The organism is Amycolatopsis pittospori, assembly GCF_013870525.1.
Classification (GTDB): Bacteria; Actinomycetota; Actinomycetes; order Mycobacteriales; family Pseudonocardiaceae; genus Amycolatopsis; species Amycolatopsis pittospori.
Genome location: NZ_JACBXD010000047.1, coordinates 32,378 through 52,022, shown reverse-complemented (window position 1 = coordinate 52,022; position 19,645 = coordinate 32,378). Strand labels below are relative to the sequence as shown.

At 68.8% G+C, this 19,645-nt stretch carries 13 protein-coding genes; 10 read left to right on the top strand and 3 right to left on the bottom strand.

What is annotated here, in order from left to right; genetic code table 11:
- The first annotated feature begins 114 nt into the window (after positions 1 to 114).
- A complete protein-coding gene (locus tag H5J31_RS24655) occupies positions 115 to 603 on the top strand; it encodes a DUF4440 domain-containing protein (RefSeq protein ID WP_181775010.1) in 489 nt (162 codons plus the stop codon).
- A 66-nt stretch (positions 604 to 669) separates the two neighbouring features.
- Here the strand turns inward: H5J31_RS24655 and H5J31_RS24650 are convergent, their stop codons facing one another.
- Positions 670 to 1,482: an SAM-dependent methyltransferase gene (locus H5J31_RS24650; RefSeq protein ID WP_181775009.1), complete on the bottom strand. Its 813-nt coding sequence runs from the start codon at positions 1,480 to 1,482 to the stop codon at positions 670 to 672.
- 171 nt (positions 1,483 to 1,653) lie between these two features.
- Between H5J31_RS24650 and H5J31_RS24645 the strand changes: the two genes are divergently transcribed.
- The 5 genes from H5J31_RS24645 (at position 1,654) to H5J31_RS24625 (ending at position 9,808) form a co-directional block, all read left to right on the top strand.
- A complete protein-coding gene (locus H5J31_RS24645; protein ID WP_181775008.1) occupies positions 1,654 to 2,997 on the top strand; it encodes a cytochrome P450 in 1,344 nt (447 codons plus the stop codon).
- A gap of 76 nt (positions 2,998 to 3,073) precedes the next feature.
- Positions 3,074 to 4,123 carry an alpha/beta hydrolase gene (locus H5J31_RS24640; RefSeq protein ID WP_181775007.1) on the top strand — a complete coding sequence of 350 codons (1,050 nt, stop codon included), beginning with the start codon at positions 3,074 to 3,076 and terminating at the stop codon, positions 4,121 to 4,123.
- A 105-nt stretch (positions 4,124 to 4,228) separates the two neighbouring features.
- On the top strand, positions 4,229 to 6,343 hold the full coding sequence (locus H5J31_RS24635) for a putative bifunctional diguanylate cyclase/phosphodiesterase (protein WP_181775006.1): 2,115 nt from the start codon (positions 4,229 to 4,231) through the stop codon (positions 6,341 to 6,343).
- 97 nt (positions 6,344 to 6,440) lie between these two features.
- Positions 6,441 to 8,039 (top strand): substrate-binding and VWA domain-containing protein, encoded by a 1,599-nt coding sequence (locus H5J31_RS24630; protein ID WP_236005366.1) that lies wholly within the window; start codon positions 6,441 to 6,443, stop codon positions 8,037 to 8,039.
- Between the two features lie 8 nt (positions 8,040 to 8,047).
- Positions 8,048 to 9,808 (top strand): hypothetical protein, encoded by a 1,761-nt coding sequence (locus H5J31_RS24625; protein ID WP_328701597.1) that lies wholly within the window; start codon positions 8,048 to 8,050, stop codon positions 9,806 to 9,808.
- Here H5J31_RS24625 and H5J31_RS24620 read toward each other — a convergent pair.
- Positions 9,802 to 10,452: a class I SAM-dependent methyltransferase gene (locus H5J31_RS24620; RefSeq protein WP_236005365.1), complete on the bottom strand. Its 651-nt coding sequence runs from the start codon at positions 10,450 to 10,452 to the stop codon at positions 9,802 to 9,804. The two genes, H5J31_RS24625 and H5J31_RS24620, sit on opposite strands and share 7 nt — an antisense overlap.
- Positions 10,453 to 10,602: 150 nt before the next feature.
- Between H5J31_RS24620 and H5J31_RS24615 the strand changes: the two genes are divergently transcribed.
- Complete coding sequence (locus H5J31_RS24615) at positions 10,603 to 14,598, top strand: alpha-(1->3)-arabinofuranosyltransferase domain-containing protein (protein ID WP_181775005.1); 3,996 nt, start codon at positions 10,603 to 10,605, stop codon at positions 14,596 to 14,598.
- A 169-nt stretch (positions 14,599 to 14,767) separates the two neighbouring features.
- On the top strand, positions 14,768 to 15,658 hold the full coding sequence (locus H5J31_RS24610) for a hypothetical protein (RefSeq protein WP_328701596.1): 891 nt from the start codon (positions 14,768 to 14,770) through the stop codon (positions 15,656 to 15,658).
- Positions 15,659 to 15,664: 6 nt separating this feature from the next.
- On the opposite strand, the gene H5J31_RS24605 is transcribed toward H5J31_RS24610, so the two are convergent.
- Positions 15,665 to 16,870 carry a lipopolysaccharide biosynthesis protein gene (locus H5J31_RS24605; protein WP_407925057.1) on the bottom strand — a complete coding sequence of 402 codons (1,206 nt, stop codon included), beginning with the start codon at positions 16,868 to 16,870 and terminating at the stop codon, positions 15,665 to 15,667.
- 77 nt (positions 16,871 to 16,947) lie between these two features.
- Between H5J31_RS24605 and H5J31_RS24600 the strand changes: the two genes are divergently transcribed.
- Positions 16,948 to 18,651: a hypothetical protein gene (locus H5J31_RS24600; RefSeq protein ID WP_236005364.1), complete on the top strand. Its 1,704-nt coding sequence runs from the start codon at positions 16,948 to 16,950 to the stop codon at positions 18,649 to 18,651.
- A 3-nt stretch (positions 18,652 to 18,654) separates the two neighbouring features.
- Positions 18,655 to 18,834: a hypothetical protein gene (locus tag H5J31_RS24595; RefSeq protein WP_181775003.1), complete on the top strand. Its 180-nt coding sequence runs from the start codon at positions 18,655 to 18,657 to the stop codon at positions 18,832 to 18,834.
- Positions 18,835 to 19,645: the final 811 nt, after the last annotated feature.

Below are 19,645 nucleotides of genomic sequence, written 5' to 3'. Positions count from 1 at the left end.
CCCGCGAGGTTAACCGGCCGTGCACCGGGGCCGGTGTGGAAGTGATGCAGCTGTGATGCGCGGCCGGACGAACCTGCAGGTGGACGAAGTACCGGACGTGATGAGGAGAACCCTATGCGCAAGCGGTATTACGCGGCGTCGGCCGGACTGGTCGTGGCGGCGGCGGGAATCGGCGTGCCCGCCGCGGCGACCGCCGGCGAACAGCAGGCCGAGAGCGAGCGACAGTCCTGTCAGCGCGCGTTCGACCGCGCCGTCTGGGAGGACATGGACAGCTACAACAAACGCGACGAAGCCCGTTACCGGGCGATCATCCACCAGAACATGGTGACCGTCGGACGCAAGGGCAACCTGTACATCGGCTACGACGCCAACGTGGAACCGGTGGTCAAGGAACAGTTCACCCTCCCGTACGAGTGGAGCATGCCGTGGACGGTCACCCACACCGTCGTCGAGAACTGCGCGATGGGTTTCGCGATCCTCGACGCCTACTACAAGGTGCCGTCGCAGAACATCAACCGGCACTACACGATCAGCCTGACGCTGGTGCGCGAGCACGGTAAGTGGCAGGTCATCAAGGACACCGTGACCGACGTCCTGCCCTGACGTGGTCGTGAGTGGCGATTCGGGTTCTAACCCGAATCGCCACTCACGACCACGGTGACCAGGCGCTCAGGGTTTGCGGCCCACCCCGGCGTACGGGAGCGAGTTGATCTCCGGGTTGTCCGACATGTCGCCGGCGCCCTGGGGGTTCCACATCGCGCAGCCGACGACGCCGGGCTCGATGACGTCGAAACCGTCGAAGAACGACAGCACCTGGTCGTGGGTCCGGGGGATCGGGTCGTTCTGCGTGCCCTTGTACGCCTCGATGGCCTCGTCGAGCCCCTGCGAGTCCGCGTCGGCGGCGACGTGCGAGAGAGCGAGGAAGCTGCCAGGGGCGATCCGGTCGCGGTAGCGGGCCAGGATCGTGTGCGGATCCCAGGAGTCCGGCACGAAATGCAGGAGCAGCAACATGAACACGCCGACCGGCTGGTCGAGGTCGAGCAGTTCCTTGGCCTCCGGCGCGTTGAGGATGTCGTTGACGTCTCGCAGGTCCGCCTGCAGCGCCGCGCACCGGTCGTTGTCGCGCAGCAGCAGTTTCGCGTGTGCCACGGCGACCGATTCGCGGTCGACGTAGACGACCCGGCACTCCGGGTCGATCTGCTGGACGATCTCGTGCAGGTTGCCGACGGTCGGGATGCCGGAGCCGATGTCGAGGAACTGCCGCACGCCCGCTTCGACCATGTGCAGCGCGGCACGGCGCAGGAACGCGCGGTTGAGGCGTGCCGCGTCGCGGACCCCGGGCATGATCTTCAGGACCTGGTCGCCCAGGTCGCGGTCGGCCTGGAAGTTGTGGTCGCCGTCGAGCCAGTAGTCGTAGACCCGCGCGGGATTCGGCACGTTCGTGTCGACCTCTGGGGGGACCCAGCTCAGGTTCGAAGTCACCGTCGTCGCCGCCGTTCCGTTGGGAATCCGTTGGGGCACAGGAGTCTATCGGGCATCCGGGAGCGCGTCGCCATCGTCCGATCGTGTGGATGTGCGGCGGCGGAACCCCGTCCACCCTCCTGCGGCCCTAAGGTGGCCGGGTTCAACGCCTAGGCACGGGAGACGAGCACGATGGCACCACGTCCGGACGTCCCCGTCGCACCCGGTCGCTGGCCCCTGCTGGGGCATACCGTCCCGATGCTCCGTGACCCGCTGAAACTGCTGTCCTCACTGGGTTCGAGCGGTGACGTCGTCCGGCTGGACTTCGGCCCGATGCCGGTCTACCTGGTCACCACGCCGGAACTGGCCTGGCGGCTGCTCGCCGCCGACGCGGGAAAATTCGACAAAGGCATCGTGTTCGACAAAATGCGGCCGCTGTTCGGTGACGGCCTCGCGACTTCGAACGGTGCCTTCAACCAGCGGCAACGGCGGATGATGTTGCCCGCGTTCCAGCGAAGCCGCATCGCGCTCTACGCCGAGACGACGATGACGAAGCTCGCTGTAGACCTTGCCGACTCGTGGAAACCGGGCGAGGTGGTGGACTTCGACCGGCGGATGCAGGATCTCGCGCTGACCATCTCCGGGCGCACGCTGTTCTCCACCGAACTCGGCGACGACGCGCTGTCGGAGATCCAGCGGTCGATCCCGATCATGCTGAAGTACGTGATGGTGCGAGCCTTCTCGCCGAAGTTCGTGGAACGGCTGCCGATCCCGGCGAACCGCGAGTTCGACGCCGCGGCCGCGCGGCTGCGCCGGGTCATCGGCGACGCCGTCCTGAAGGCGCGGGAGAAGGGTGGCGACCACGGCGACCTGTTGTCGATGTTGTTGCTGGCCAAGGACGACGAGACCGGCGAGAAGATGACCGACCGTCAGGTGGAGGACGAGGTCATCACGATCCTCACCACCGGCGCCGAGACCACCGCCGTCGCGCTGGCCTGGTTCTTTCACGAGATCGGCGCGCATCCGGAGATCGAACGCCGGTTCCACGCCGAGGTCGACGACGTGCTGGCGGGCGGTCCCGCGCGCTTCGAACACTTGCCACGCCTGGTCTACACGCAACGGATCATCAACGAGGTCGTCCGCCGCACGCCGCCGGTGATCCTGATGCGGCGCGCGCGGGAGGACGTCGAACTCGGGGGCGTGCGCATTCCCGCCGGTACCGAGGTCGCGGTCAGCCAGCACACGCTGCACCGGGATGCCCGCTGGTTCCCCGATCCCGAGCGATTCGACCCCGATCGCTGGGAGCCCGAGCGAGCCGCCGCGGTGCCGAAGGGCGCGTTCATCCCGTTCGGCGCGGGGGCCCGGCTGTGTCCGGGCCATCAGTTCGCGCCGACGGAGATCGCCTTGGTGGCGGCGACGATCGGCGCGAAGTGGCGGCTGGAGCCGCTACCAGGGGTGAAGGTCTTCCCCAAGATCAAAGCGACGATGCAGCCGAACCGGTTGCCGATGACCGTGGTGCGGCGAAATCCGGGCTGACGGTGCGCGTTCGATTACCGGGTGTAGGGTTCATCCTCCTTCCGAGCGTTCCGATTCCGGAGAGGGTTCTGTGCGAATGCCGCTCAAACTGGCCACGGCGATGGCCGCCTGCTGCGTACTCCTCGGTGGATTCCTGGTAGCCGCGCCCGCCGAGGCCGTCGACGTCCGCTGTTCCGACACGGATCTGCCGGTCACCGGTCCGCTCGGCGAGCAGGCCACCGTGCACGGCCGGTTCTGCCTGCCCGAGGGCCCGGCGCCCAAGGCGGTCCAGTTGCTGGTGCACGGAGGCACCTACAACAGCGCCTACTGGGACCTGCCGTACGACCCGGATCGCTATTCGTACCAGCGCGACATGGCCAAGAACGGCTACGCGACCTTCGCCGCGGACCAGCTCGGCTCGGGCGGAAGCAGTAAACCGCTCAGCCTGCCGCTCCTGCTGCCGGTGCTCGCGCGCTCGATGCACGAGGTGGTCGGACACCTGCGCGCCGGCCGCGTCGGTGGCGTGCCGTTCGAGAAGGTCGTCATCGTCGGACATTCGGTCGGCTCGGGCATCGTGGCGGCCGAGGCGTCGACGTATCACGACGTCGACGGCGTGATCCTCACCGGCATGACGCATCTGCCCTCGGTCCCGGCCTTGACGCTCGGCGTCCTTTTCGGGCTGCAGCCCGCATTCGCGGACGACCGGCTCGGTTCCCTCGGCAGCGATCCGTTGTATTTCACGACGAAACCGGGAGCGCGTGCCGGACTGTTCTACGCGACGGAAAATGCCGACCCGCGGGTCATCGAAGCGGATGAGGCGACCAAGGACCAGGTTTCGGTACCGGGAATGGGAACCGTCGCCGTGTTCGGCATCGTCCTGCCCGCGACCAAGGGGATCCGGGTGCCGGTTTTCCAGGCGGTCGGTGAGAAGGACATCCTGTTCTGCGGTCTCTTCGCCCTTCGGGACTGCTCGAGCGGGCAGACCCTGCGGCCGTCGGAAGCGCCGTACTACCGGCCCGAAGCCGAGCTTTCCACGTATGTTCTGCCCGGTGCCGGACATTCGCTGGCGTTACATCGCAACGCGGCCGCGTATCGGGATGCCACCCGCGCTTGGCTTCGGGAAAAGGTCGGTGTTGCAGTACCGTAGGGTTACCACCCGATTGGGTGACGGATAAACCGTGAGTATGGCCAGAGAATCGTGGAGGATGTTCCTCCACCACGGAATACGAAAACGACCCCAGGACCGGCAGACGTGACTGCCCCATTTCCGGACGGCGACGAGTACCCCGCGTCCCCGAACGCGCCCAAGATAACCGCGTCCTCCGCTTCGCCCAAGAGGAAGAATTCCGCGCCGACGCGGGCGACACTTGCCCGCAAGTGGGCCTACCTGGTCACGAGCGCGGTCTATCTTCCGTACACCCACGCCCAGATCGAAGAGCATTTCACGGCTCTCCTGGACCAGGTGTTCGCGGCGGTGCTGAGCGACGAAGCCGAGCCCGCGCAGGCCACCGAGGCAGGCGCGCGGCTCGTCGCGCTCAGGTGTGTCGGGCCGGACAGCCTGCGTCGCACGATGGAGGTACTGGGCAAGGGGCTTTTGCACGAGCCGGAATTGCGGAGCGTGAGGTCGCTTCCCGAACGGGTGCTCCAGGTGCTCGGCGCGCTCGCGGCCGGCTACGGCGAGGCCCTGCGGGAGAGCATCCAGCGGCAGCAGGAGGATCTGAGCCGCACACTGGTCACCCTCGAACGCGAGACCCGGCGTGAGCTGGTGCTCACGCAGGCACGGTTCGAGCAGCTGTTCTCCGGTTCGTCGACCGGGGTCGCCGTCACCAGGGTCGACGGTCGCGTCCAGCGGGTGAACCCGGCACTGGCCGACCTCTTGAACCGGCCGGTCGCCGACGTGATCGGTCTCAATCTCTACGACCTGCTCCACGTCGAAGACGCCGACGGCCTGCGCGAGGGTTACCGGAAGCTGCTCGAAGGCGAGAGCCAGCGACTCGAACTGTCACGAAGACTCGTCGGCGAAGAGGGCGACACGATGTGGGCCGCGTTCACCGGCGCCGTCATCCGCGACCCGGCGGGCGAGCCGCAGCAGCTGATCACCCTGGTCGAGGGCGACACCGACGTCTCCCTGCTCCAGCGGCAACTGAGCCGCCAGGCCCTGCACGATCCACTGACGGGCCTGCCGAACCGGCAGTTCTTCAGTACTCGTCTGGAGCGGGCGCTGCGGCACGCCGACCCCGCTTTCGGCGTCACGGTCTATCACCTCGACCTCGACGGGTTCTCCCTGATCGCGGGCGGGCTCGGCCAGAAACCGAGCGACGACCTGTTGAAGAACGTCGCCGCGAAGCTGCGAGCCGTGGTGGGCGGCGAAGAGGCGATCGTCGCGCGGATCGGCGGCGACGAGTTCGGCATCCTCCTCCAGAACACCGCCGCCAGTCCCGACGTGGCGACCGTCATCGGCATGATCAACCAGGAACTGTCCGAGCCGGTCTACCTCGAGGGCGGGAGCGGTGTCGCGGTCTCCGCGTGCATCGGGGTCGTGCACCGGCCGCCGAGGGACATCGCGCCGACCGAGCTGCTGCGCGTCTCCGGCATGACGCTGCGCCGGGCGCAGGCCAACGGCTACCGGCAGTGGGCGATGTCCGATTCCGCGCTCGATACCAGGGAACGGCACGAGTTCGGCCTGGCCGTCTCAATGGCCAGCGCCTGGGAGATCGGTGAGATCGAGGTCGTGTTCCGGCCGCTGACGTGGCTGGCGAACAGCACGCCGGCGGGGATCGAGGCCAGGCTCGCATGGAACCATCCCCGTCACGGCCGGATCGGTCACGACACCTGCGTCCGCTTCGCCGACGAGACCGGTCTCATCGTCCCGCTCGGTGAATGGCTCATCCGCACCGCTTGCCAGGAGGCGGACGACAGGCTCCCGATGGTCGTCGGACTGACACCGCACCAGGCCGCGGACCCGGATCTCGTCGGGACGATGCGGCGCGTGCTCACGGAGACCGGGTTGGGACCGTCGCGGCTGAGGCTGGGCTTCCCGGCCGGTGCCGTGCTCGGCGACCTCGGTGAGACCGTCGACAACCTGAACCTGCTCGCCGAGATCGGGGTCGACGCGGAACTCCAGGACTTCGGCGCGGCCGGGGACGTCCTCTGTCTCGTGGACGTGCCGGTGCGGACGGTCCGGATCTCGCCGCGCCTGGCCGAACGCCGGACGGAACCGCTGGCCGAGCGCTCGTTGCGGAGTCTCATCGACACCGTGAAGAGTGCCGGTGCGACGGTGATCGCCGACGGGATCGACACCACGGGCGACGCCGGCTGGTGGCAGTCCGTCGGCGCCGACATCGGGACCGGCCGCTACTTCGGTTAGGCCATCTGCCGCACCGGGGCGGGCGTAAGTTACCGGAGGGTTGACGTGCGCGGGCGTATTGGGCAACATCCCAGGTCCCGCACCGCACCTCGGAGGCATGCACATGCAGGTAGGCCCGAGGCGTGGACGGCGTTCCCACGCGCCCGTCGTCGTCTTGAGCCTGTTGCTGGTGATCGCGCTCGGCGCCTGGTGGGGCGTCGACTATCTGCGTGCCCGGTTGGCGGGCAACGGTTGTGACGCCCTGACCCCGGTCGAGATCACCGCCGCACCCGACATCGCGCCGGTGCTCACGCGGCTCGCGGCGACCGTGCCGCAGGAGGAATGCTTCAGCGTCGACGTGACCGCGAGCGAATCGGCGAAGACGGCGGACGCGCTCGGCACCACCACCTCCTCGGGGCCCGACGTCTGGGTTCCCGAGTCGAGCACGATGTTGTTGCAGGCCAGGGACTCCGGGGCGTGGAACCTGCCGGAGTCCGGTCAATCGGTGGCGAGTTCCCCGGTGGTGCTGGGACTTCCCGACGAAAGCGCGCGGCGGTTCGGCTGGCCGGGCAGGGGCCTCGCCTGGCAGGAGGTCCTCGACGGGGCGCCGGTCGGGATGCCGGATCCGGCTCGTGATCCGCTGGGTATCGCCACCTTGCTCGGCCTGCGGAAGCTGACCGAGAAGGCACCCGATCCGGGCGCGGCCTTCACCGCCGCCATCCGCAAGCTCTCCGTGCCGGAGCAGACGCAGGGCCGGTTCCCGGCCGCCTTCCCGGCGACCGAACAAGCCGTGCTCGCGAGGAATCTGGTGGCGGCGTACCTGGGAGTCCCGGTGCAGGGCTTCGACTATCCGTATGTCGTGCTGCCCAAGGCGTCCGAGGCTTCGCGGGGTGCGGCGGAACGTTTTCTGCGGCTGCTGCTCGATCCTCTCGCCGGCGCGACCTTCGCCGACGCGGGTTTCCGGGCGCCCACCGGACAGTTCGCCGTTCCGCGAGCACAGGACAGCCGGACCGATCCGGCGCCGCAGCCGTCCGGACCCCCGCCCGCAGCGGACCTCTACGCCGCACTGCAGGCCTGGGCAGGAGCGAATCTCAGCGCCCGGGTCCAGGTCCTGCTCGACGTCTCGGGCTCGATGGCCGCCGCCGTACCCGGCGCGGGGAAGAGCCGGATGGAACTCACCCTGCAGGCGGCCACACAAGGACTCGGGCTGTTCAAACCGACCACGGAACTGGGCCTGTGGCTGTTCTCGACCAAATTGGACGGTGACAAGGACTACCGGGTCCTGTTGCCGATGCGGACGATCGCCGAGCAGAAGACCTCCGGCGGTGTGGAGCAACTCCAGGCCGTGCGCCCGAAACCCGGCGGGGCGACAGGGCTTTACGACTCGATCCTCGCCGCGTACCAGAATGCCAGGCAGAACTGGAAACCCGGCCGCATCAACCTGGTCGTCGTGCTCACCGACGGCCGCAACGAGGACGGCGACACGATCGGCCTGCCGCGTTTGCTGGAAGAACTGGGCAAGCTCCAGGACCCGCGGAAACCGTTGCCCGTCATCGGGATCGGCATCGGACCGGATATCGACGCGTCCGAGCTGAAGCAGGTTTCCACCGCCACGGGAGGGGATTCGTTCACCACCCCGGATCCGCGGAAGATCTCCGACGTCTTCTATCAGGCGCTGAGCAAGATCATGTGCCAGCCGCCCACCTGCAAGAATTGAGGCGAAAAGTGCTGGTATCGGGGGAGAAGACTCGCCTGTGGAGACCGTCGGCGATCGTTTTCGCCGCGTTCGCCGCCGGTGTGGTCCCGTTCGCGCTCCACGTGTGGGCGGCGTTGCGCGGCAGTCTCGCGCAGGACGACTTCGTCATCACCTACCACGCCGCGAAGGCGGGGCCGTTCGACTTCGGCTACTTCTTCCAGGACTACCACGGACATCTGGCACCGGGCGGGTTCCTGCTCGCCGACCTGCTGACGGCGTGGGCGCCGTTGAACTTCGCCGTGCTGATGGCGCCGGTTCTGCTCATGCAGGCGGTGTCGTCGATGCTCCTGTGGGCGATCCTGGTGCGCTGTTTCGGTCGCCGCTGGGGGATCCTCGTCCCGTTCACGATGTTCACGACGTCGACGCTGCTGCTCGTCCCGACACTGTGGTGGGCCTACGCGATCCAGATCGCACCCGTGCTGCTGGCCACCACCGCCGCACTGCACGCCCATGTGCGGTATCTCGCCGACGGCGGCCGCTGGGCGATCGCCACCGTGGCATGGACGGTCTTCGGCCTCGCTTTCTACGAGAAGGCCGTGTTCATCCCGCTCCTGGTCGCCGGGATCACCGCGCTGCTCGGCGTTTCCCTGCGACGCCAGGTCGTGCTCTGGGGCGTTTTCGTGGTGGTGCTGGCCGGATACGCCGCCGTCTTCCTCGCGTCGACCACCAGCCAGGTCGGGCAGGGCGGGGGACCGGTCACCGTCGGCACGGTCGCGGACATGACCGGCCGGATGATCGGCGACACGCTGGTCCCCGGGATGGCGGGCGGGCCTTGGTCGGGCCCGGGGCCCGGCGCGACCTTCGCCCCTTCCCCGGTGGTGGTCAGGATTCTGCTCCTGCTCGCGGCGGTCCTGATCCTGGTCGCCGGGGTCCGCGTCGGCGGACTCCGGGCGCGGAAGGCGTGGCTCCTGCTCGGTGTCGTGTTCGTGGCGGACATCGGGCTTTCCGCGGCGACCCGGCTCACCGAGGTCGGCCCGGAGCTGGGCAGCGATCCGCGCTATGTCGCCGATCTGGCGCTCGTCGTCGCGCTGTGCGTGGCTTTCGCCTTCCTGGAGCCCAAACCCTTCGACCGTGCACCGGATCCTGAGCCGTCCACGGCGAAACGTCCGCTGGCCCTGGTGCTGAGCCTGGCGCTGATCGCGAGTTCGGCCGTCGGGTTCACGCGGCTCGCACCGGGTTTGCGGTTCGAGCATTCCCGGGAATTCCTCGCCAACGCGCGTGCCTCGATGGAACGGGATCGCGATCTCGTCCTGTACGACACGACGGTGCCGGGTGACATCCTGCACGACTGGTTCGGCGAGAACGCCCGCACCTCACGGGTGGTGGGCCTGATCCCGGGAGTCCTGTTCGACCAGCCGACCAGCCGGATGTCCCTTTTGGACGCTTCGGGCACCGCGAAGACCATCACCGGGGTGGAATCGGTCGCCCGCGGGCTGCCCGGTCCGGTGGCGGGCTGCGGGTACACCGTCGGCGAGCAACTGGTGCGCGTTCCTTTGGACACGCCTGTTCTCGGGCGGTACCTGCTGCGGATCGACTACTTCACCGGGGACGGCGGCGAAGGCGTCGTGGACCGCGACGGAGTGCGCGTGCCGGTCTGGTTCCAGCCCGGTCTGCACACGATGTACCTGCCGATCGAGGGACTGTTCGACAAGGTCGGTTTCCAGTTGTCCGCCAAGGGCGCTCCCGTCTGTGTCGCGAAGGTCGACGTCGGCAGGCCGCTGACTCAGTAAGGGTCGTACGGGCTGTCGTGGCCGAAGACCTTCGCGACGGGACCCAACCGCAGGCGCAGCAGGATCTTGATCCCGACGTTGCGCAGGAACCACGGCATCTGGGCGACCACGCGCAGGCGATCCCTGGTCGAGGGTGGGGTGAGCCGGAACCGCGCCATCGAAGTGGCCCTGTCGAGATAGGTGTACCGCCGTCCGAAGAGGACCTTCGCGATCGTGCCCAGGGTGACACCGATCGAGGAAAAGCAGTCGTGGACCAGGATTTCCCCACCGGCCGCCAAGTTCGTCGACCAGCGCAGGTCGTCGGTGTAGGTCCAGTAGTCGTGTTTGCCGTCGATGTAGAGCAACTGGATCGGCCTGTCCCAGCGTGGCCGGAGTTCCGTGCTGTACTCCGCCACGAGTTCCACGACGTCTTCGACACCCGCCTTGCGGAGATTCGCCTCGAACCGTTGGCGTGTAGGTGATCCGCCGAAGAGCCGTCCGTCGACGAAGGGATCGACGGCGACCACCCGCGCGCCGACCGTGCGGGCCGCGGTGGCGAGCACGATCGTCGAACGGCCCTGGTGACTGCCGATTTCGACGATCAGATCGTCTTTGTCCAGGCGGCACGCCGCGTTCCACAGGGCCAGGCCCTGATCTCGCGTCATCCAGCCCTTGACGGGTTCGGCGAGCGACCACGCTTCTTCGAAACCGTCTGTCAGCGGTCTCTGCTCCTGAGTGATGACAGCACCTGCCTAGACCGCGGGGACGAAATGGGTAGGCGCATAGTAGCCACGTTTCCGCCTAGTATCTACCGGATGGTAACCACCGGCGAACGAACGGGTCGCGAGACGGTGCGGCGATCCGGACGTCGGTTTTCGCCGGGCGCGCTCGTCAAACGGCCGAGCACGTGGATCGTGCTCGCACTGACCGTGCTGTCCTTCCTGCAGCGTCCCGGCAGGACGACGTTCGACACCAAACTCGACCTCGCGGTGGACCCGCTCGCCTTCCTCGGCCGGGCGCTGCACCTGTGGAATCCCCAGGCGACGGCCGGGGAACTGCAGAACCAGGCCTACGGCTACCTGTTCCCGATGGGTCCGTTCTTCGCGCTGTGCCAGGCCGTCGGGATGCCGGTGTGGATCGCGCAGCGGCTGTGGTGCGCGATCCTGCTCTCCGTCGCGTTCGGCGGTGCCCTGCTGGTGGCCCGCGCGCTCAAAATGGGGAACGAACGGACTCGGCTGATCGGAGCAGTCGGTTACGCCCTGGCGCCGCGGATGGTCACCGAAATCGGTTCGCTGTCCTCGGAAATGCTGCCGGCCGTCCTGCTGCCGTGGGTGCTGCTGCCGCTGATCCTCGCCGACCGCATCGGTTCGCCACGCCGAGCCGCCGGGCTGTCCGCGCTCGCCGTCCTGTGCATGGGCGGGATCAACGGCGCGATGGTCGTGATGGCGCTCGTCCTGCCCGGGCTCTGGCTGCTGACCCGGAGATGGCGCAGCACGCACGTCGAACTCGTCATCTGGTGGTTCGTCTTCGTGATCGGCGTGGTGCTGTGGTGGATCCTTCCGCTGGTGCTGCTCGGCCAGTACAGCCTGCCTTTCCTGGACTACATCGAATCCGCGACCAACACCACGGCGCCGATGTCGTTGTTCGAGGTGCTGCGCGGCACGAACCAGTGGGTGGCCTACGTCGTGCAGGGCACGCCGTGGTGGCCGTCGGGCTGGGAGCTGATCGACAATCCCGTGCTGATGGCGGCCACCGGGCTGGTGGCCGCGGTCGGACTGTTCGGCCTGGCCCGGAGAGGGCTGCCCGAACGACGGTTCCTGATGCTCGGTGTCCTGGTCGGACTGATGCTGCTGACCGTCGGCTACGTCGGCACGCTCGACAGTCCGCTCGCCGAACCCGTCCGGCATCTGCTCGACGGCCCGCTCGCACCGCTGCGCAACGTGCACAAGTTCGAGCCCGTACTGCGGTTGCCTCTGATGCTGGCGTTCATCCACGGCATCACCAGTGCGGCACCGGCCCTGCGGCGGAATCTGCGGCCCGCGCTGGGCGCGTTGCTGGTCGTCGTGATGGCGGCGCCGGTGTGGCTGCTGACCCTGCGGCCGGGGCCGGGCTGGGACGAGATACCCGGTTACTGGTACGACGCGATGGGCTACGTCGCCAAGACCGACCCGAACGCGCGCACGCTGCTGCTGCCCGCGACGGGGTTCGGCGAGTACGACTGGGGCCGCACCGTCGACGAGCCCGCCCAGGCCATCGCGGACAGTCCGTGGGCCGTGCGCAACCAGGTTCCGCTGGGCTCGGAGGGCAACACACGGCTGATGGACTCGGTCGACGCGGCTCTGGCCGACGGCCGCGGAGATCCTGGGCTGGCCGCGCTTCTCGCGCGGTCCGGCTACCGGTTCCTGATGCTGCGCGGGGACATCGACCGCGCCAAGGTCGGCGCACCCGACTTCGCGACGTTGCGCGCGGGCCTGGCGGGTTCGCCGGGCATCGGGAAAGCGGCCCAGTTCGGGCCACTGGAGATCTACGAGGTGCGACGACCGGTACCGCTCGTCACCGCGACGTCCACAAAGGACGTTCCGACGGTGAGCGGCGGCCCGGAGAACCTGCTGCCACTACTGAACTCCGGACAACTCGATCCGGGCACCCCGACGGTGCTGACCGGGGACGGGGGTTCGCCGACCGGACCGCGTCTGGTCACCGACGGACTGCGGCGCGCGGAACGCAACGTCGGCGGGGTGCGGGACAACCTGAGCCAGACGCTGACCGCCGGGGAATCGCCGAGACAGCAACGGGCCGCGCTGGACGTCCTCCCGTTTCCCGGGGAACAGCACCAGACCGTGGCCGCGTACCGGGGAATCCGTTCGGTCAGCGCCTCGACGGCCGCGTCGTTCGCCGACGCGTTCGGCGGTTCGGATCCGAGCCATCAGCCGTTCGCCGCGCTGGACGGAGATCCGCGCACGGCTTGGCATTCCTCGACGTTCACCGGCCCGCTCGGAGAATGGCTCGAGGTCGAATTGGACACCCCGCGGCTGGTGAACACGGTCGATCTCGCGATGGTCGACGACATCCGCGTCGGCTGGCCGCCGACCCGGGTCCGGATCACCACCGACAACGGATCCGTCGATCACCAGGTCGTCCGGGGCGAAGGCGCGCACACCTACCAGGCGCCGGCGGGCGTGACCCGCAAGGTGCGGATCACGTTGCTGTCGCTGGTGGTCGGCAGGCAGGACGGCAACGTCGGCATCTCCGACCTGAAGATCCCCAGCGTCGAACCGCAACGCGCGCTCGAAGTCCCCGCCGACCTGTCCGCGGGGACGGCGCCGGGCTTCGCGTTCACGCGCGGCCAGCAGCCGAGGTACGCCTGCGTGCCGGACGACGGGCACGTGCGCTGCGACGCCAACGCGTCCCGCGACGGTGAAGAACCGGACGGGATCCGGCGGTTGTTCTCGACGACGTCGCAGAGCGCCTACGAATTCGGCGGCACCGTATTGCCCGCGGCCGGCGGGCGGAGTCCCGTGACGCTGCCCGGTGTGCAGGTGGCGGGGACTTCGCAACTGGGCGGTGATCCGGCGGCCGGCGCGTTCGCCGCGGTCGACGGCGATCCCGCGACAGCGTGGCTGCCCGACGTCACCGACCTGCGGCCGACCATGACACTGGACTGGGCGAAACCCCAGACGATCTCCGGAATCCGCGTCGCCGCGGATCCGGAAGGGACGGCGAAGGCGCCTGTCCGGTTGGAACTCACGACACCGACGTCGAGCCGCTCTGTCGAACTCGACGCTTCCGGTGCCGCGACCTTCCCGCCGATGGACACCTCGCAGCTCAAGATCGCGTTCGCCGGTCTCGACGACGACCAGCGGACGCGGAACTCGCTGGGGATCGGAAGCCTGTCCCTGACCGGTGCCGACCTTCCCGCGCCGTCCGCGGAGTTCTCGCTACCCTGCGGCGCGGGTCCGAACGTCCACCTGAACGGCCTCGACTACGACACGTCCGTGCGCGGCACCCTCGCGGATTTCGCCGCTCACCGGCCGCTGTCGCTCTCTGCCTGCCCCGATTCGCAGGGCGGCGTCGACCTGGCGGCGGGCGGGCACGAACTGCGGACGGACCGCTCGGAGTCCTTCGTGGTCCAAGACCTCTGGCTCAAACCCGTCGGCCAGGCTCCCGGCCCGGTCGGCCACCGAGCCGTCTCCGTGGACTCCTGGGACGCGACGTCCCGGACGGTCACCGTGGCCGGCGGCGACGAGTCCCTGTTGACCGTCCCCGAGAACGCGAACGCCGGCTGGACCGCTTCACTCAACGGAACTCCGCTGGTGAAGACACGCGTCGACGGCTGGCAACAGGCATGGATCCTGCCCGCCGGTTCCGGCGGTGTCGTGCAACTCGAGTTCACCCCCGACTGGAAGTACCGCTCCGGCCTGCTGATCGGCGCCCTCGCGATCCTCGCCGTCCTGATCGGCGTCCTGTGGCGGGTGCGTCCCAAGCGCGTGTCCGTCGAGGCGGGTTCGGGGACCGTGGTCCCGGTGGTACTCATCGGCCTCCTCGCCGTACTGGGCGGAATGCTGCCGATCGTCCTGCTGATCACCGTCCTGCTGGCCCGCCAATTCACCGAGCGGGCGCCCCGATATCTCGCTTTCGGCGGGATGGTCGTGGGGACCGTCGTCGCGGTGGTGGGGCGACTGCTCGGGCACGGGCAGGAGTGGGCCTATGGGCCGGTGACCCAGGCCTCGCTACTGCTGGCGGCGGCGGCGATGGTGACGATGTGCGTGCCCTGGTTCCGTGGGCGGGAGGCCGAGACCGGTGAGGTGTGAGGGGGGTGTGTGGAAATAGGGACGTTGAGTGTCCCTATTTCCACACACCCTGGCATGAGAGGACCGGTCACGACCGGGATCGCCGGTTTCTGTCGGTGGCCGGGCTCAAGCTGATCAAGTGCGACGAGGAGAGTGGGCACGGCACCCACAACTGACAGAGGGCCCGGCCGTGATCGGGGTCAAGCGGCTCGAAGCCCTGGGTGTGCCCAGGAGAACGATCTGGCGTCGTTGCGAACCCGGCGGCGTCTGGCGCATGGTGCTGCCCGGCGTGGTGTTGCTCGGAAACGGCGAGCCGACCGAGGAGCAGCGCATCGAGGCCGCGTTGGTCCATGCCAGTGAAGGCTCGATGCTGACCGGTGTGTTCGCGCTCAGGCGCTACGGCCTGCGTAACCTCCCCGCCACGGAGGAAGTGCACGTCCTCGCCCCTGCCGAACGAGCCGTCGCGGGAACGGGATTCGTCCACATCGAACGGACTCGGCGGTTGCCGGAACCGAGGATCAGGTCTGGGCTTCCGACCGCCCCGGTACCTCGTGCGGTGATCGATGCGGCTCGCCGAACATCAGAACAAGACGCGGTCGCGGCGATGATGGCCGAGGCCGTCCAGCGGCGCTTCTGCCCGCCGTGGGCTCTCGCCGAGGAGGTCGATCGGTTGAACCTGTCACAGGCGACGGCGCTGTTCCCTGCACTCGTCCCGATCCTGGGCGGTGCCAGGTCGGTCGCCGAGGTCGACGCGTGGAACCTTTGGCAGCGTTCAGGGCTGCCGGAAGGCCAGTGGAACGTCCGGATCTTCGACGCGAACGGCCGGTACATCGCGACACCGGACAACTGGTGCGACGAAGTCGGCTTCGCCTGGGAAATCGATTCCTACGGCTTTCACGCTTCGGGCCCCGGCTTCCGCGCCACCCTCGCGCGAAACGCGCGTTACGCCGCGGCGGGAATCGTCGTCCTGCAGACGCTGCCGTCCCGGCTTCGATCCGAACCGGACGCGGTCATGGCCGAACTCAGGGCGGCACACGAGAGTGCCCAGCGGCGCCCGCGACCGGATGTGCACGTCCGGTGAGTCACGTCAACCCTTCCGCCGCCGCGACCGGAGTTCCAAAGCGACCCCCGAAAGTGCCAAAGCCCCGGCACAGCAAGCCGCGACGGTCACCACCTGCGTGGCCGAGGAGTGCAGCCAGGCGGTCACCAGCACGGTCTCCACGATCACGGTCGCCCACATCAGCACGGTCACCCGCCGGTCGCCGGCGGCGAGGCGCGAGAACAGCAGGATCTGGACGAGGGCGAGCATCGAGCCGGCGAGGGCGAACGGCCAGACGGGCATGGTGCTGGCGGCGTAGCCGGGGCCGCCGATGACGGCCAGCAGCCGTGGCCCGAAACCGAGGGACACGGCGAGGACGACGGCGTCGAGGGCGGCGCAGACGGCGAGGGCGGCGGGGAGGATGCGGCGGCGGTCGTCGCCGTTCGCGAAGCGGGGGAGGACGAGGACGCCGACGGCTTGGGGGAGCCAGTAGGCGATTTTCGTGACGATCGCGCCTAGGGCGTACTCGCCTGCCACGCCGGCGGGGAGGGTGTGGCGGGCCAGGACGAGGTCGAGGTTCACCAGCAGGACCAGAGCCAGCATCGCTTGCGCGGCGTGGAGGACTTCGCCGGCTTGCCAGCCGGCCTTTCGCGGTCGCGGCCGTCCACAGAGGAGCCAAGCGCAGAAGATCACCAGGTACGAGCCGATCGCGGTACCTGCCAGGGCACCGGTGGCGTTGCCGCCGATGACGAGGCCGATCAGCGAGCCGCCGACCTTGCCGACGCCTTCGAGTGACATGAGCCCGGCGAGCAGGGCGAACCGGCCGCTGCCCTGGAGCAGGCCGTGGAACAGCCCGAGCAGCGTCAGCGGGCCGAGGGTGACGGCGAGCAGCAGGGCGGGGACGACGGAATCGAGGTGCAGTACGAAGACCAGGACCGGCGCCAGGATCAGGCCGATGGTCGCGACGATGGCGCTCGTGGTGAGGCCGAGCGCGAGCAAGGTGCCGCTGTCCTGGGGTTTGCGGGCGACACGGAGCGCGACCACGGTCTGCAGGCCCATCGCGGGTACGACGCCGATCACCAGGACGGCCAGCAGCGAACTCAGCTCGCCGAACGCGCTCGGTGCGAGCAGGCGTGCGGCGACGAGGCTCAGCGCGTAGGCACCGGCGTTGTTGCCGGCCAGCGCGAGCGAGACGAGGATCGCCGCGACACGCTTGTCGGTGGGGGCCTGGTCAGCCTCGACGTCTACGCTCAAAGGCGCTCCCATTCCCGGAGATTACCGGCGAGTAATCGAGCGACCATAACCGCGGACGAGGCGGAAAGGGAAGGCCATTGGGCGCACGTGGCGGGCCACTGGGCGAACGCCTCGTCCTGGCCGCGGTTTCGGCCGGGCTGGCGTTGCTGGTGTTCCTGCCGGTGCTCGGACGCGGGTTCGTCCTGAGCTACGACATGGTTTTCGCCCCACGTCAGTCGCTGGTCCCGGACGCGTTCGGCCTCGGTTCCGCGCTGCCGCGTTCAGTGCCCGCCGATGCCGTGATCGCGCTCGCGACGGCGATCGTTCCCGGCGACATCGTCCAGAAAGCCGTACTCCTGCTGTCGCTGTTCTTCGCGGCATACGGCGCAGCGCGGCTGGTCCCGACGGAGCAACTCGGTACGCGGATCGTCGCGGCCACCGGTTACGCGTGGACGGCCTACTTCGCGGAGCGCCTGTTCATCGGACATTGGCCGCTCCTGCTCACCTACGCCTGCCTGCCGTGGATCGTGCGCGCCGCGCTGTCCTTGCGCGAAAGCGAGCCGAGAGCGCTCGCGCGGCTGGTCCTCGTTTGCGCGCCCGCGGTACTCACGCCACCCGGCGGGGTTTTGGCCGCACTGACCGCGATCGTCCTGGCGGGACCGCGAAAACTCGGCCATACCGTCGGTATCGCCGTCGTCCTCAACCTGCCGTGGCTCGTGCCGACACTGCTGCATCCCGGCGGTTCCCTGTCCGATCCCGCCGGAGTGGCCGCTTTCAGCGCCCGCGCCGAAAGCTGGGGCCCGGCGATCCTGAGTGTGCTCGGACTCGGCGGTATCTGGAACGGCGACGTCGTGCCGGGCAGCCGCGGCGCGCCGATGGCCCCCTTGCTGATCCTCGTCACCGTCGCGGTGGCCCTGGCGGGACTCCGTCCACTCGCTCGAAGGTGGGGGATGCCGCCGGCGAGGGCGTTGCTGGTGCTGGGGGTTCTCGGCGTCGTGCTGGCTTCGCTGGCGACCTTGCCGTTCGGCGAACCCGTGCTGTCGTGGGCGATGGAACACATCCCCGGTGCGGGTTTGCTGCGAGACGCCCAGAAATGGGTCGCGTGGTGGGCCCTGCCGGTCGCGCTGGGATTCGCTCTCGCGATCGAAGCGGCCGTGACGCGTCTGCGAACCGAGGCGGCGAAGGTGGCGCTCGTCGTGGCCGCGGCGCTCTTTCCCTTGCTCACCATGCCCGATCTCGCCTGGGGCGGCTGGGGCCGGATCGAAGCGGTGAGCTACCCCCAGGACTGGCAAGAGGTGCACCGGGTGCTCGCGGAAGACGACCGGCCCGGCGACGTCGTCGCGCTGCCGCTGTCGACGTTCCGCAGGTTCGCCTGGAACGACGACCGGACCCAGCTCGACCCGGCACCGCGCGCACTCCCGGAAACCGTCCTCATCGACGACACCTTGCGCGTCGGCACCGAAGAGGTCGGCGGTGAAGATTCCAGAATGGACCGTGTCCGCGCCGCGACGTCGCCCGAAGACCTGTCGGCGGCCGGAATCGGCTGGATTCTCGTCGAACACGGGACGCCCGGGCGGATCGATCCGAAGTTGCTGACCGGCGCGGAACGGGTGTGGTCCGGTCAGTGGCTCACGCTTTACCGCACTCCCGGTGAGCCCGCCGTGACCGAGACGGGATCGGCGGTCCCGGTGGTGCTGGCAAACGGAGTAGCGCTGGTGTCGATCGCGGCCGCACTGTTGTGCCTTAAGTTACCGGTGCGTACATTGAGCCGACGCAGGAATTCCCTGTCGCGGAAGGAGTAGGTCTTGGGCACCCTCATCGGCGCGGCCGCCGCCGTCATCATCGGGCTCGCAACGGCCGCAGGGGGGAGTTACGCGCTGACGAACTCCGCCGATCCGGACGCCGCACCCCAGGTGCAGGCGAAGATCAAGGAGCAGTTCAACCCGAACTCGGGACCGGACTCCGTCATCTACGGCAACCGCTGAGCCGGTGTCGCAGCTCGCCTCCGACCACGCGCATCGCGTCGTCGGGCTTTACGGCGACCCCACCGTTTCCTGGAGCATAGTCCTGGAGGCGGAGCTCTCTTCGGTCCTGACACCGGAAAAGGCGCGGATGCGACTGGCGGTCGCGACGGAGGAGCGGCCCTGGCTCGGGGCCGCTCCCGAGGTCGAAGCCGTTCCCGGGAAACAACTTCCGGCGACGCGGGACCGCTTCGCCGAGATGCCGTACGAACGCGGCGCACCGTTGATCCGGGTCGCCGTCGCCACCGACGAACCCGTCGTGCTGATCGCCGCGCACCACGGCGCACTGGACGGTCTCGGCCTGCTCGCCGTGCTCGGACTGGTCCTCGACGTCCCGATCTCCTCGGCCGCCAAGGGAATCGGCGCGCGCACGGCCGATCGATCCTTTGTCGCTTCCGCCTTCCGCAGGCTCGCTGAGGCGCTTTTCGCGCCTCCCGCGCGGATCGCCCCGGATCGGGTCGCCAGTGGCCCAGGGGATGTTTTCAGCGCCAGGAACATCCCTCGTATGCGGCTCGGTTCGCCGGTGTTCGCGGCGGCGGCCGCCACCCTGACCGAGGGATGGAATTCCCGGCACGGCGGGAAGACCGCGCGGGTGGTCGCGGCGGTCGGTGCGTCCTGGCGAGGCGGAGCGGCGCCGGAACCCGAGCACGACAGCGCGTTCTTCCGCTTGCGGCTCGGCCGGAAACCCGGCGCGGCCGAAGTGGGCGCACTGCTGGCCACGCAGCCGCCGGAACCCGATTTCCCCGCCCGCAGCAGCAGAATCGCCCGGCTGGGC